The organism is Streptomyces sp. SJL17-4, from assembly GCF_036826855.1.
Lineage (GTDB): Bacteria > Actinomycetota > Actinomycetes > Streptomycetales > Streptomycetaceae > Streptomyces.
The window spans coordinates 3,839,614-3,853,438 of record NZ_CP104578.1 but is presented as its reverse complement, the minus strand read 5'-3'; the positions used below and the strand labels follow the sequence as shown (position 1 = coordinate 3,853,438).

At 71.4% G+C, this 13,825-nt stretch carries 9 protein-coding genes and 1 pseudogene; 5 read left to right on the top strand and 5 right to left on the bottom strand.

Annotation, left to right across the window (positions count from 1 at the left end; translation table 11 throughout):
- Positions 1-104 precede the first annotated feature (104 nt).
- Positions 105-3,253 (top strand): annotated as a pseudogene (locus N5875_RS17060) (molecular chaperone Hsp90).
- A 1,171-nt stretch (positions 3,254-4,424) separates the two neighbouring features.
- On the opposite strand, the gene N5875_RS17055 reads toward N5875_RS17060, so the two are convergent.
- Both N5875_RS17055 and N5875_RS17050 read right to left on the bottom strand, forming a co-directional pair.
- A complete protein-coding gene (locus N5875_RS17055) occupies positions 4,425-6,833 on the bottom strand; it encodes an HAD-IC family P-type ATPase (protein ID WP_318212541.1) in 2,409 nt (802 codons plus the stop codon).
- A gap of 223 nt (positions 6,834-7,056) precedes the next feature.
- Positions 7,057-7,362 carry a DUF2530 domain-containing protein gene (locus N5875_RS17050; RefSeq protein WP_318212540.1) on the bottom strand — a complete coding sequence of 102 codons (306 nt, stop codon included), beginning with the start codon at positions 7,360-7,362 and terminating at the stop codon, positions 7,057-7,059.
- A gap of 159 nt (positions 7,363-7,521) precedes the next feature.
- On the opposite strand from N5875_RS17050, the gene N5875_RS17045 reads away from it, so the two are divergent.
- A complete protein-coding gene (locus N5875_RS17045; protein ID WP_318212539.1) occupies positions 7,522-8,973 on the top strand; it encodes an NCS2 family permease in 1,452 nt (483 codons plus the stop codon).
- Here the strand turns inward: N5875_RS17045 and N5875_RS17040 are convergent.
- Positions 8,943-9,176: a hypothetical protein gene (locus N5875_RS17040; protein WP_318212538.1), complete on the bottom strand. Its 234-nt coding sequence runs from the start codon at positions 9,174-9,176 to the stop codon at positions 8,943-8,945. The genes N5875_RS17045 and N5875_RS17040 overlap by 31 nt on opposite strands.
- A 190-nt stretch (positions 9,177-9,366) precedes the next feature.
- On the opposite strand from N5875_RS17040, the gene N5875_RS17035 reads away from it, so the two are divergent.
- Together N5875_RS17035 and N5875_RS17030 are read left to right on the top strand one after the other, a co-directional pair.
- On the top strand, positions 9,367-9,810 hold the full coding sequence (locus N5875_RS17035; RefSeq protein ID WP_055600160.1) for a MarR family transcriptional regulator: 444 nt from the start codon (positions 9,367-9,369) through the stop codon (positions 9,808-9,810).
- A 26-nt stretch (positions 9,811-9,836) separates the two neighbouring features.
- Positions 9,837-11,174, top strand: a complete 1,338-nt coding sequence (locus N5875_RS17030; protein WP_318212537.1) for an MFS transporter — start codon at positions 9,837-9,839, stop codon at positions 11,172-11,174.
- 73 nt (positions 11,175-11,247) lie between these two features.
- Here the strand turns inward: N5875_RS17030 and N5875_RS17025 are convergent, their stop codons facing one another.
- On the bottom strand, positions 11,248-11,754 hold the full coding sequence (locus tag N5875_RS17025; RefSeq protein ID WP_318212536.1) for a GNAT family N-acetyltransferase: 507 nt from the start codon (positions 11,752-11,754) through the stop codon (positions 11,248-11,250).
- 33 nt (positions 11,755-11,787) lie between these two features.
- Between N5875_RS17025 and thpR the strand changes: the two genes are divergently transcribed.
- The gene (thpR, locus tag N5875_RS17020) at positions 11,788-12,363 is read left to right on the top strand and encodes an RNA 2',3'-cyclic phosphodiesterase (RefSeq protein WP_338494584.1); all 576 of its coding nucleotides are present in this window, start codon (positions 11,788-11,790) and stop codon (positions 12,361-12,363) included.
- A gap of 237 nt (positions 12,364-12,600) precedes the next feature.
- On the opposite strand, the gene N5875_RS17015 is transcribed toward thpR, so the two are convergent.
- The gene (locus N5875_RS17015; RefSeq protein WP_318212534.1) at positions 12,601-13,815 is read right to left on the bottom strand and encodes a transposase; all 1,215 of its coding nucleotides are present in this window, start codon (positions 13,813-13,815) and stop codon (positions 12,601-12,603) included.
- Between the last annotated feature and the right edge of the window lie 10 nt (positions 13,816-13,825).

Genomic DNA, 13,825 nt, shown 5'->3' with positions numbered 1-13,825 from the left:
CAGCAAACCCCCCGCCCCCGAGCGCGGTACCTTCGGGCCCCCGGGTCCAAGGGCTCGCACCCTGGCCCCCCGGCCCGGGTCCCGCAACATCACCGCCCCGCAGAGTGGAGTCAGACGTGAGCGTCAGCGTCCGGACGACGACCGACGGAACCGACCCCTTCGGCACCGCACGGCTGCGGCGGGGTGTGCTCGACGCCTGGGGCGCGTCCCCCGCCCGGTTCCGGGAGGACGCCAACGCCGAGGAGGACCTCGCCCTCGGCGGCTACCGCGACCGCCTCGTCGTCGAACTCGCCCAGAACGCCGCCGACGCCGCCCACCGCGCCGCCGTCCCCGGCCGCCTCCGCCTCACCCTCCACCCCGCCGACCACGAGGGCCCCGCCGTCCTCGCCGCCGCCAACACCGGCGCCCCCTGGACGCCACCGGAGCCGAGTCCCTGTCGACCCTCCGCGCCTCCGCCAAGCGCGAGCAGCAGGCCCACGGCGCGGTCGGCCGGTTCGGCGTCGGCTTCGCCGCCGTCCTCGCCGTCACCGACGAGCCCGCCGCCGTCCTCGGCCGCCACGGCGGCGTCCGCTGGTCCCTCGCCGAGGCCCGCGAACTCGCCGCCGAGTCCGCCCGGTACAGCCCCGGCCTCGGCGACGAACTGCGCCGCCGCGACGGCCACGTACCCCTCCTCCGGCTCCCGCTGCCCGCCGAGGGCACCGCCCCCGACGGCTACGACACCGTCGTCGTCCTCCCGCTCCGCGACACCGCCGCCCGTGACCTCGCCGAACGGCTCCTCGGCTCCGTCGACGACGCGCTCCTCCTCACCCTTCCGGGGCTCGCGGAGATCGTCGTGGAGACCCCGGAAGGGGTACGGACCCTCCGCCGCTCCGAGGACGACGGCTACGTGCGGATCGTCGACTCCGCCACCGGCACCCACCGCTGGCGGACCGTCTCCCACGGCGGCCCCCTCGACGCCGAACTCCTCAAGGACCGCCCGGTCGAGGAGCGCCTGCGCCCCCACTGGTCCGTCACCTGGGCCGTACCCGTGGACACGGAGGGAGCCCCGCGCTACCCCCGGACGACCCCGGTCGTGCACGCCCCCACCCCCACCGACGAACCCCTCGGCATCCCCGCGCTCCTCATCGCCTCCCTGCCCCTGGACACGGCCCGGCGGCACCCGGCGCCCGGCCCGCTCACCGACTTCCTGGTGCAGCGCGCGGCCGACGCGTACGCCGAACTCCTCGCCGAGTGGCAGCCGGTGACGACCGCCACGCTCGACCTCGTCCCCGGCCCGCTCGGCAAGGGCCCCCTCGACGGGGCCCTGCGCGAGGCGATCCTGGACCGGCTGCCGAGGGTCGCGTTCCTGGCGCCCGCCGCCCCCACCGAGGAACTCCCCGCACTCCGCCCGATCGAGGCCGAGGTCGCGGAGGGCGCGGGCGTCGACACCGTCGACGTCCTCGCCGAGGTGTTCCCGACCCTGCTGCCCGCCGGTCTGGAGCGCCGCCCCGAACTCCGCACCCTCGGCGTCGGCCGCGTCCCCCTGACCGAGGCGATCGACCGCCTCGCCGGGGTGGACCGCGCCCCGACGTGGTGGTGGCGCCTGTACGACTCCCTCGCCGGCGTCGACCCGGACCGCCTGTCCGGCCTCCCGGTGCCGCTGGCGGAAGCCGCCGAGGGAGCCCGGATCCGTACGGCGATCGGCCCCCGCCAGGTCCTCCTGCCCCAGGACAGGACCCCCGCCGAGCTGACCCGGCTCGGCCTGAAGGTCGCCCACCCCGAGGCCGCCCACCCGCTCCTGGAGAAGCTGGGCGCCCTGCCCGCCACGCCCCGCGCGGTCCTGACGACCCCGCAGGTACGGGCGGCGGTCGCGGCCTCCCTCGACGCGGGCGAGATCTGGGACGAGGACGCGGACACCCTGGACGCGGACGAACTCGTCGAGACCGTCCTCGCCCTGGTCCGGGACGCGGAACTCGACCCGGGCGAGGAGCCCTGGCTGGGCGCGCTGGCGCTGCCCGACGAGGACGGCGAACTCTCCCCGGCGGGCGAGCTGGTGATGCCGGGCTCGGCGTTCGCCGCCGTCATGCGCGCGGACGAACTGGCCCACGTGGACGCCGATCTGGCCGCACGCTGGGGCGAACAGCCCCTCGCCGCCTGCGGAGTCCTCGCCACCTTCGCCCTGGTCCGCGCCACCGACCTGCTCCTCGACCCGGACGAGGTCGAGCCGCGCGAGAGCGACTACCCGGAGCCGGACGACGCGGGGCTCCTGGACGCGGTCGACGTGTGGTGCGAGGACGTCCTGGACCGGCTGCCGGAGACACCGGTGCCGCCGGTGGCGACGGAGATCGTGGCCGTACGGGACCTGGACCTGGTCGACGACGACGCCTGGCCGCAGGCGCTGGCCCTCCTGGCGCAGCCTCCTCTCCGCGACGCCCTCACCCAGCCCGTACGAATCCTCCTGCCGGACGGCACGACGGAGACGGTCCGCTCGTACACGGCGTGGTGGCTCCGCGACCACCCCGTCCTGGACGGCCGCCGCCCGGCGGGCCTGCGCGCGGAGGGCTCGGACCCCCTCCTCTCCGGCCTGTACGACTCCGCCGACGCGACCGGCTTCGAGGACGAGCAGGTCCTGCGGGCCCTGGGAGTCCGCACGTCGGTGGCGGCGCTCCTCGACGAGCCGGGCGGGGCGGCGGAACTCCTGACGCGGCTGGCGGACCCCTCGCGCGAGGTCACCGACGCCCAACTCCACGCGCTGTACACGGCACTGGCGGACCTGGACCCGGAGCAGGTGACGCTGCCGGACGAGCTGCGCGCGGTGGTGGACGGCGAGGTGGTCGTGGTGGACGCGGCGGAGGCGATGGTGGCGGACGCGCCGGACCTGCTGCCGCTGGCGGGCGGAGTGCCGCTGCTGCCGGTGTCGCCGGCGCGGGCGGCGGACCTGGCGGAGCTGTTCCAGGTGAGGCGGCTGAGCGAGGCGGTGGAGGCGGAGGTGGCGACGACGGGCGAGGAGCACGAGGTGCCGGACTCGGTCGGGACCCTGCTGGGCCCGACGACCCCGACGACGTACGTCGAGCACGAGGAACTCAGGGCGGCGGACACGGAACTCGACTGGCGCCGCACGGCGGACGGCGTCGTCCACGCCTCCACCCTGGAGGGTGTGGCGGCGGGCCTGGCCTGGTCGGCCGGCCAGTGGCCCCGCCGCTTCGAGGTGGCGGCCCTGCTGGAGGACCCGTCGAGGACGGCGGAACTGGCGAGGGACCGCTGGTTCGACTGAGGGGGAGTGGACCGGCTCGGCTCGGCGGAGGCGGGGGCGGGGGCTCAGCGGAGGGGGACTCGGCGGAGGACGGTCCTCGCCCCGGCCCCAGAGCCGCTCGACAATCCCCATGGGACCAGGGTGCCGGACGGAAGGGGTGCGGGGCGCGGGGGTTTCGAACGAGGTGCGGGTGCGGCCGCCCTCTTTCCGAGTGTGGCGGCCTCCACCACCGCGTCAAGGGCGCTCCCTTCGGTCGCGTCGCTGCGCGATGGGCTGCGCCCACCCTTGACCCGGCGGCGGAGGCCGCCTTTTCACACTCGGAGGGCGGCCGAGGGCCGGGGCCTACGCGGACTGCTGGGGGGTGGTTGCGCGTCGTGGGCGGCGTGGGGCTTGTGGGTGGGGTGCGAGGCCGGGCATCGGTGGGGCGTGTGTTGGCTGTGTGCCTGGGTGGGTGGGGGCTTGGTTCGTTGCTCGGGCCGGTGGGTGAAGTCCGGTGGGTTGGGGGTGCGCGGTTGTTGAATGGGGCGGTCGGGCTGGGCTCAGCGGATTGCGGATGTCGGTTAGCTGGGCTTCAGGCCCCGCTGGTCTGTGTGAGTGGGTGGTTCGGCGGTGGCGGTGAGAGTTTCTTGCACTTTCATCGCCCGATAAGGGCGATTCACCCCCAATGAGGCTTAATCTGGGGCCTGTTACTTCGAGAAGTGCAGAGTTACTCACGCCCCCACCCGCGGGGGTGACCAGCGGGGCCTGAAGCCCCGCTCCGATCGGCATTCCGACGCTAAGCGTCGCCCCGCCGCCCCATTCAACAACCGCGCACCCGAACCGGCCGACGGAAGCCCATCCCCCTCGGCCGCGAACCAAGCCCCCACCCACCGGCCGGCACACGCCCTCCCGCCCCGGCCGCTGCCCGGGCCGTACGCGTGACCCCGTCCCCTGGACCGCCCTCCGAGAGTGTTTTCGCTCCTGGAGGTGGTGGGTCAAGGGTGGCCGAAGGCCATCGCGCAGCGACGCGACCGCAGGGAGCGCCCTTGACGCGCCGCCGGAAGGAGCGACTCTCGGAAAGAGGGCGGTCCCACCCGACACTCGCGTACCCGGCCCACCCCTTGGGCCCGACCCATTGCCGCGCCGTTCGCACCGGGGCGCGGTCCAGCGCGTCCCGGTTCTGCTCGACGCTCCCGCCGCCTGACCCCTGCGGCTACGCCGGGAACCTCCTGCTCACCCAGCGGTACGCCACCTCCAGCAGTACCGCTCCCGCCGCCGCGATCGCCACCGCCGCCCACGGCATCGTCGTGCCCACCAGTTTCAGGGCGAAGAAGTCCTGGAGCCAGGGCACGACCAGGACCAGGAGGAACGCGCCTCCCATCGTCGCCACCAAGGTGAGGCGCCACCACGTGTACGGGCGGGCGATGATCGCCAGGACCCACATCGAGACCAGGAAGAGGGTCAGGGTGGCCGCGCTCGTCTCCGCCTCCAGGGCGCCCTCGCCGCTGTAGTGGTGGCGGGCCAGGAGGTACGTGGTGAAGGTGGCCGCCGCCGCGATGACGCCGCCCGGGATCGCGTACCGCATCACCCGGCGTACGAAGTTCGGCTTCGCCCGTTCCTTGTTGGGGGCGAGGGCCAGGAAGAAGGCCGGGACGCCGATCGTCAGCGTGGAGAGGAGGGTCAGGTGGCGGGGGAGGAAGGGGTACTCCACCTGCGAGCAGACCACCAGGACCGCCAGGAGGACCGAGTACACCGTCTTCGTCAGGAAGAGGGTGGCGACCCGGGTGATGTTGCCGATGACCCTGCGGCCCTCCGCCACCACCGACGGGAGCGTCGCGAAGCTGTTGTTCAGCAGGACGATCTGGGCGACAGCCCTCGTCGCCTCCGAGCCCGAGCCCATCGACACGCCGATGTCCGCGTCCTTCAGCGCCAGTACGTCGTTCACGCCGTCGCCGGTCATCGCGACCGTGTGTCCGTGGGACTGGAGCGCTGCCACCATGTCCCGCTTCTGCTGCGGCGTGACCCGGCCGAAGACCGCGTTCTCGTCGAGGGCCTTCGCCATCTCCTCCCGGTCCGTGGGGAGCAGCCGGGCGTCCACCGTGTTCTCCGCGCCCGGCATGTCGAGCTTTCCCGCCACCGCCCCCACCGACACCGCGTTGTCACCCGAGATGATCTTCGTGGCGACGTTCTGGTCGGCGAAGTAGGCGAGGGTGTCGCCCGCGTCCGGGCGCAGTCGCTGCTCCAGGACGACCAGGGCCGTCGGGTGGGCGCCGGTCGCGACCTCGGGGGAGTCGAGTTCGTTCGCCGTCCGCGCCAGGAGCAGGACCCGCAGGCCCTGCTCGTTGAGGTGGTCGATCTCCGTGAGCGTCGGGTCCCCGGCGGGCAGGAGGACGTCCGGGGCGCCCAGCAGCCATGTCGAGTTCTCGCCGTCGCCTTCGCTGAACGCCGCCCCGCTGTACTTCCGCGCCGACGAGAACGGCAGCGCCTCCGTGCACCGCCACTCCACCGTGTCCGGATAGGCCTCGATGATGGCCTGGAGGGAGGCGTTCGGGCGGGGGTCGGATTCCCCCAGGGCGCCGAGGACCTTCCGTACGTACGTCTCGTCGCTGCCGTTGAGGGGACGGAGCTCCGTGACGTCCATGCCGCCCTCGGTCAGCGTGCCCGTCTTGTCCAGGCACACGACGTCCACGCGCGCGAGGCCCTCGATCGCCGGCAGTTCCTGGACGAGGCACTGCTTGCGCCCGAGTCGTACGACTCCGATCGCGAAGGCGACCGAGGTGAGCAGGACGAGTCCCTCGGGGATCATCGGGACGATGCCGCCGACCGTACGGGCGACGGAGTCCTTGAAGTTGTTGTCCTTGACGACGAGCTGGCTGATGACGAGCCCGATCGCGGTCGGGATCATCATCCACGTCACGTACTTGAGGATCGTGGAGATGCCCGTACGCAGTTCGGAGTGGACGAGCGTGAAGCGGGAGGCCTCTTCGGCGAGCTGTGCGGCGTAGGCCTCGCGGCCGACCTTGGTGGCGGTGAACGCGCCGCCGCCGGCGACGACGAACGAGCCCGACATCATCCGGTCGCCGGGCTTCTTGACGACCGGGTCGGCCTCGCCGGTGAGCAGTGATTCGTCGATCTCCAGGCTGTCGGCCTCCGCGACCACGCCGTCGACGACGACCTTGTCGCCGGGGCCGAGTTCGATGAGGTCGCCGAGGACGATCTCGGAGGTGGAGAGTTCGCCGGCGATGCCGTCGCGCCGGACGGTGGGTTTCGCCTCGCCGATGACGGCGAGTCCGTCGAGGGTCTTCTTGGCGCGGAGTTCCTGGATGATGCCGATGCCGGTGTTGGCGATGATCACGAAGCCGAAGAGGCTGTCCTGGATCGGCGCGACGAAGAACATGATCACCCAGAGCACGCCGATGATCGCGTTGAAGCGGGTGAAGACGTTGCCGCGGATGATGTCCGTGGTCGAGCGGGAGCTGCGGACGGGGACGTCGTTGACCTCGCCGCGGGCGACGCGTTCGGCTACCTCGGCGGAGGTGAGTCCGGCGGGTCGGTGGACAACGGGCGGCCCCACCGCCTCGGCCTCGCTGCCGTCCGTGTCGATCTTCGCCCGCTGAGTCATGTTTTCGACGGTACGACCGGAATCGACCGTTCACCTGCTGAGGGGGGCGGATCTCAGACCGGGGGAGGAGGGGAATCGTTCCCCGGTGCCATGCCGGTCGCTACGCCTCGGGACCTCGGGTGGACTCGGGCTCGGACTCGGGCTCGGACTCGGGCTCGGACTCGGGCTCGGACTCGGGCTCGGGGTCGGGCTCGGATTCGGGGTCGGACTCTTACTCGGGCTCTTACTCGGACTCGGGCGTGGACTTGCCCGCCGCCGGGCCTCCCGCCGCCTCCGTCGCCCGCGCCGCCTCGTGCCGCTTGATCGCCGCGTCCCGCTTCCGTACGTACCAGATGCCGATCAGGCCGAGGCCCGCGCCGGCCAGGCAGGTCCACACCCACCAGGTGAGGTCCCGGTCGTCGAACCAGCCGTAGAACGGGACCTGGACGAGGAAGAGGACGAACCACAGGATCGTTCCGCCGGTGATGGTGGCGACGACGGGCCCTTCGAGGGGCTCGGGTGCCTCGTGCTTCGGTGTCCACTTCGCCATGGGGTCAGTCTAGGTGGCGGGAAATCGTACCCACGCATGGTCTACGCGCGGAGATAGACGCTCGCTCGTTCATGTGTTCATACTGAAACGGTTTGCCTCTGGCGGGTTTCCTTCGTATGAACCGCCAAACGGACATCTCCCGAAGAGGAACCCCACCCCATGAGCACCACGGCCACCGCCAAGGCCATGCCCCCCGAGCCTTCCGCTCCCCAGGAGCCGACCTCGGGCCTCGACCGCTACTTCAAGATCTCCGAGCGCGGCTCGACCGTCGCCCGCGAGGTCCGCGGCGGCTTCGCCACCTTCTTCGCGATGGCCTACATCATCGTGCTGAACCCGATCATCCTCGGCAGCGCCAAGGACATGTACGGGCACCAGCTCGACGGCGGCCAGCTCGTCACCGCCACCGTCCTCACGGCGGCGTTCTCGACGCTCCTCATGGGCGTCATCGGCAACGTCCCGATCGCCCTCGCCGCCGGCCTCGGCGTCAACACGGTCGTCGCGCTCCAGCTCGCACCGAAGATGTCCTGGGCCGACGCCATGGGCATGGTCGTCCTCGCGGGCGTCGTCGTGATGCTGCTCGTCGCGACCGGTCTGCGCGAGCGCGTCATGAACGCCGTCCCGGTCGGCCTGCGCAAGGGCATCGCGATCGGCATCGGCCTCTTCATCATGCTGATCGGCCTCGTCGACTCGGGCTTCGTCTCCCGCATCCCCGACGCCGCGCACACCACCGTCCCGCTCCAGCTCGGCGGCGACGGTCACCTCACCGGCTGGCCGGTGCTCGTCTTCATTCTGGGCACGCTCCTCACCCTCGCCCTGATCATCCGCAAGGTGCCGGGCGCGATCCTCATCTCGATCGTCGTCATGACGATCGTGGCGATGGTGATCAACGCGGTCGCGACCGTCCCGTCCTGGGGTCTGACCACCCCGGAGTGGCCGGGTAACCCGGTCGCCTCGCCCGACTTCGGCCTGGTCGGCGAGGTCAGCCTCTTCGGCGGCTTCGAGAAGGTCGGCTACCTGACCGGTGTCCTCTTCGTCTTCACCGTGCTGCTGTCCTGCTTCTTCGACGCCATGGGCACGATCCTCGGCGTCGGCGACGAGGCCAAGCTGATCGACAAGGACGGCAACTTCCCCGGCATCAACAAGGTCCTGCTGGTGGACGGCCTGGCCGTCGCCTCCGGCGGCGCGACCTCCTCCTCGGCCACCACCTGCTTCGTGGAGTCCACGGCGGGCGTCGGCGAGGGTGCGCGCACGGGTCTCGCCTCGGTCGTGACCGGCGGTCTGTTCTCGGTGGCGCTGTTCCTCACGCCGCTGGCCACGATGGTCCCGTCCCAGGCGGCCACGCCCGCGCTGCTCGCGGTCGGCTTCCTGATCCTGGCCGGATCGGTCAAGGACATCGACTGGAGCGACTACACCATCGCGGTGCCGGCGTTCCTGGCCATGGTGATGATGCCGTTCACGTACTCGATCACGAACGGCATCGGCATCGGCTTCATCGCGTTCAGCGTGCTGCGGCTCGCGGCCGGCCGGGGCCGTGAGGTCCCGGTGGCCATGTACGCCGTGTCGGCGGTCTTCGTCTTCTACTACGCGATGCCGGCGCTCGGCCTCACGTGATCCTCGGGCCCGGAAGCAGACGCTTCCGGGCCGTAGAACTTCTCCGTCTCGTCGACGGCGGTCTTGAACCGCTCGTCGAAATCCTCGCGAATGAGCGTCCGGACGACATAGTCCTGGACGCTCATTCCTCTTTTCGCGGCGTGACTCCTGAGCCGGTCGAGCAGCTCACCGTCGATGCGCAGGCTGAGCACTGTCGATCCCATGTCGTTCAGGGTCGGGGCAGCCGGGGTTCCTTTGCGTCACTTTCTGGATCCGACTCACTCGTTTGGGTGATACATGGCTGCGGAAGCGTGATCTGCGTGCATCCGGTTCACCCGCGCGCCCGTGTGATCCGTACTACGTCGGCGCGTCCCCGTTGGTATTTAGACAGAGTAATGAGTTAGGCTAACGAACATGCCTGACCTGTCCCACGGCACCGCCGACGACGCCGCGGCCGTGAACGCGCTCCGCTCCTCCGTCATGCGACTGGGCCGACGCCTCAAGCACCAGCGCGTCGACGAGTCGCTGAGCCCCACCGAGATGTCGGTACTCGGCACCCTCGCGCTCTGCGGCTCCGCCACGCCCGGCGAGCTGGCCCGCAAGGAGCACGTCCAGCCGCCGTCGATGACCCGCATCGTCGCGCTGCTCGAAGCCAAGGGACTGGTCCGGCTGGAGCCGCACCCCGACGACCGCCGGCAGAAGGTGGTCAGCCAGACCGAGCAGGCCGAAGCCATGCTCGAAGAATCCCGCCGCAAGCGGAACGCCTGGCTGGCCTCTCTCGCCGAGGGCCTGGACGAGGACGAATGGGCCAAGCTGCGCGCGGCCGCCCCCGTCCTGGAGAAGCTCGCCCACCTCTGATCCACGCGCCAAGGAGGCGACGCACTTTGAGTACGGGACCCGGAGCAGACTCCGCACCCGTCCACAAACCCACCCTCGACACCCGCGGGCGGGGGGAAACCTTCTCCTCGCTCAGGATCCGTAACTACCGGCTGTTCTTCACCGGCGCGATCGTCTCCAACACCGGTACGTGGATGGCCCGCATCACCCAGGACTGGCTGGTCCTGAGCCTCACCGGCTCGGCCGCCGCCGTCGGCATCACCACGGCCCTGCAGTTCCTGCCGATGCTGCTCTTCGGCCTCTACGGCGGAGTCATCGCCGACCGCTACCCGAAGCGGCGCCTGCTGCTCGTCAGCCAGGCAGCCCTCGGCCTCTGCGGCATCGCGCTCGCCGTCCTCACCCTCTCCGGCAACATCCAGGTCTGGCACGTCTACCTGATCGCCTTCCTGCTCGGCATGGTGACCGTCGTCGACAACCCGGCCCGGCAGGCCTTCGTCTCCGAGATGGTCGGCCCGAAGCACCTCCGTAACGCCGTCTCCCTCAACTCGGCGAACTTCCAGTCCGCGCGGCTCGTCGGCCCGGCCGTCGCCGGTGTCCTGATCGCCGGAGTCGGCAGCGGCTGGGCCTTCCTCCTCAACGGCCTGTTCTTCCTCGCGCCCCTCACGAGCCTGCTGCTCATGCGGACGAGCGAACTCCACAAGGTGGAGCGCGCCCCGCGCGGCAAGGGCCAGCTGCGGGAGGGCCTGCGGTACGTGGCCGGGCGCCCGGACCTGATCTGGCCGATCGTCCTCGTCGGCTTCGTCGGCACGTTCGGGTTCAACTTCCCGATCTGGCTCACCGCCTTCTCGGGCGACGTCTTCCACGTCGGCGCCGGCGCGTACGGCTTCCTCAACACCCTCATGGCGGCCGGCTCGCTCGTGGGCGCCCTCGCGGCGGCCCGGCGCGGCTCGACCCGGCTGCGGATGCTGGTGATCGCGGCGGGAGTCTTCGGCGTCCTGGAGATCGCGGCGGCCCTTTCGCCGACGTTCTGGCTGTTCGCGCTGCTGCTCGTCCCGATCGGCATGATCGGCCTCACGGTCAACATCACCGCGAACTCGGCCGTCCAGATGGCGACGGATCCGGCCATGCGGGGCCGGGTGATGAGCCTCTACATGATGGTCTTCGCCGGCGGTACGCCGATCGGCGCGCCGCTCCTCGGCTGGGTCACCGACACGTACGGCGCGCGCGTCGGCTTCGCGACGGGCGGCGTGATCTCGCTGGCGGCGGCGGTCGTCGTGGGCCTGGTCCTGGCCCGGGTGGGCGGCCTCAAGGTCGCCTGGGCATGGCGCCACGGGCACCCACAGGTGCGGTTCGTGGCGCGGGAGCGCCTGGCGACCGCGGCGTAGCCCTTGGGCGGGCGGCGGCCTGGGATCCGGGGCCGGCCCCCCAGGCCGCCGCCCGCCCGCCGTCGCCCCGGTCTCAGACCCGTCGTTCCAGCACCTGTCCCGCCCAGTCCCCGACCAGGAACGTGTCCGTCGGGGTGAAGCCCTGGCCCTCGTAGTACGTGACCAGCCGGCCCTCGCTGCCCGCGAAGCAGTCCACCCGCAGCAGCGACACCCCCTGCCGCCGCGTCTCCTCCGCCGCGTGGGCGAGCAGCGCCGCGCCCACCCCGTGGCCGTGGAACCGCGCGTCGGTCGCCAGGAGCCGTACGTACACCTCGGGCTCGTCCGCCGGCTCGATGTGCTGTCCGGGGAACGGCGTCAGCGTCATCGTCCCCGCCGGTACGCCGTCGATCTCGGCGATCCACGGATCACCCGCGGCCATCGTGTCCTCGACCTGCTTCACGGCCTTGGGGCGCCCGGAGAACGACTCGGTGCCCCACTGCGCGGTGATCCCCTTGCCGTTGAGCCACACCACGGCGCTGTCGAGGACGCCGAGTATCGCGGGGAGGTCCGCCGCCCCGCCCTTCCTGATGGAGATCTTCATGCCGCAGAGGCTAACCGCTGCCACACTCGCCCCATGAGGATCTTCGCCGCCGTCCTGCCGCCGCCCGAGCGGCTGGACGAGCTCGGACACGTCGTCGACCGGCTCCACCGGCTGCCCGGGGCCGACGGGCTCCGCTGGACCTCGCGGCCCGGCTGGCACCTCACGCTCGCCTTCATGGGAGAGGTCGACGAGGAACTGCTGCCCGAGCTGCGCGTCCGGCTCGCCCGCGCCGCGCACCGCACACCGCCCTTCCCCCTGCGGCTCCACGGCGGCGGGCACTTCGGGCGCCGCGCCCTGTGGGTCGGGATCGCCGGAGACCTGGACGAGCTCCGGCTGCTCGCCGAGCGCGCCGACGCCGCCGCGCGCAGGGCCGGGCTCCCGATGGACGAGCACCGCCGCTACCAGGCGCACCTGACGGTCGCCCGGGCGCGGGGGGACGAGGTGGACCTGCATCCCTTCCTCGACGAGCTCGGCACCTTCGAGGGCTCCCGTTGGGAGGCGGGCGAGCTGGCCCTGGTGCGCTCGAACCTGCCGGTCAGCGGGGTGCGGGGCGAGCAGCCCCGGTACGAGAAGGTGGACGGCTGGCCGCTGGGGCGGGAGGCCCCTTGAAGGACGGGAGGGGCGGTCGGGTTAACCTCGTCGGGTGGACCCGAAGACCCGTAACCGGATCATGGCCGGTGTGCTCGTACTGATGTTCGCGATCATCGCGGTGGCATCGGTGGTCGGCCAGTAGCCCTTCCCGCCCCGTGGGACCCGCCGCGTGGGAACCCCCTTGCTTCGAGCGCACTCGAAGCAGTTGGCTTGACGCCCGTGACTCCTCCCCTTCGTGAACGAGGGGGCTTCTCGCTATGCCGGGTGGGCGTCGCGACGGACCAGCCCGGCCCGTAGAACGTTAAGGGCGCCCACCGTGTCCGCGTGTGCGTGGTGGCCGCACGCCTGGCAGTGGAACTTCTCCTGGGTGGGCCGGTTCTCCTTGGCGGTGTGCCCGCATTCGGGACACTGCCGTGAGGTGTTGCGGGGGTTCACGGCCATCACTTCCCGCCCGGCACTCTCAGCCTTTGCGTTCAGGATCGCGAGGAACACCCCCCATCCGGCATCAGCGATCGATCGGTTGAGCCCGGCCTTCGCGGCGGCCCCGTTGGGCAGGAAGCCACCAGGCTGTCCGGGGTCGGGCTTCGGTGCAGGGGCCTTGCTCATGTTGCGGATCTTGAGGTCCTCGTGCGCGATGAAGTCGTGTGCGCGGACCAGGTCGAGGGCCGTCTTGTGTGCGTGGTCGAGCCGCTGGCGACGTACCTTGCCGTGCAGATTGGCGACCTTCTCCACCGCGCGCTGGTGATTCCTGGTGCGGTCCTTGGCCTTGCGGCGCGGGAACCGGGACAGTTCCTGCTGCGCGGCTTCGAGCTTCGCGGCGGCCCTGCGGCCGTGGCGCGGGTTGGGCACGAACCCGCCGCCCGAGTCGGCGAGGAAGTTGGCGATGCCCAGGTCGATCCCGGCCACGCTGCCGGTCGCGGGCAGCGGTTCGGGCGTCTCCTGCTCGGCGGTCAGCACGACGAACCACTTGCGGCCCTCGCGCTTGACGCTGACGGTCCTGACCCTGCCGGCCACCGGCCTGTGCTGGTTGACCTTGACGTGACCGACACCCTGGAAGCGGACGCGGGTCACCGGGTCGTGCGGAGTGGAGTTCCACCGGCAGCCGTCCCCGTCCTTGGGGAAGTCGACCGTGTCGAACCAGTTCACCCCGCGAAAACGCGGGTAGCCGGGGGCGTCCCCGGACTTGACCCGGCGGAAGAACGCAGCGAACGCCTTGTCGAGACGGCGCAGCGTCGCCTGCTGGGAAGAGAACGACCAGCGTCCCTGACGTTCCGGGTCGTAGGCCCGGATGTCTTTGAGCTGCGCGGACTGCATCCCGTACTTGACCGAGGTCTTCGACACGTGCCGGTAGGCGTCGCGGCGTTCCTGCAACGCCCCGTTGTACAGCGAGCAGTGATCAGCCAGCATCTCGCCCAGCGCGATCGTCTGGCCCACGGTGGGCCGCATGAGGAACTTGTACGCACGGATCACCTCAGCCCAC

What these genes read in the sequence shown, in the direction of transcription:
- N5875_RS17055 (WP_318212541.1), bottom strand. Translation starts at nt 6,833, where the DNA reads ATGACTCAGCGGGCGAAGATCGACACGGACGGCAGCGAGGCCGAGGCG.
- N5875_RS17050 (WP_318212540.1), bottom strand. Translation starts at nt 7,362, where the DNA reads ATGGCGAAGTGGACACCGAAGCACGAGGCACCCGAGCCCCTCGAAGGG.
- N5875_RS17045 (WP_318212539.1), top strand. Translation starts at nt 7,522, where the DNA reads ATGAGCACCACGGCCACCGCCAAGGCCATGCCCCCCGAGCCTTCCGCT.
- N5875_RS17040 (WP_318212538.1), bottom strand. Translation starts at nt 9,176, where the DNA reads ATGGGATCGACAGTGCTCAGCCTGCGCATCGACGGTGAGCTGCTCGAC.
- N5875_RS17035 (WP_055600160.1), top strand. Translation starts at nt 9,367, where the DNA reads ATGCCTGACCTGTCCCACGGCACCGCCGACGACGCCGCGGCCGTGAAC.
- N5875_RS17025 (WP_318212536.1), bottom strand. Translation starts at nt 11,754, where the DNA reads ATGAAGATCTCCATCAGGAAGGGCGGGGCGGCGGACCTCCCCGCGATA.
- thpR (WP_338494584.1), top strand. Translation starts at nt 11,788, where the DNA reads ATGAGGATCTTCGCCGCCGTCCTGCCGCCGCCCGAGCGGCTGGACGAG.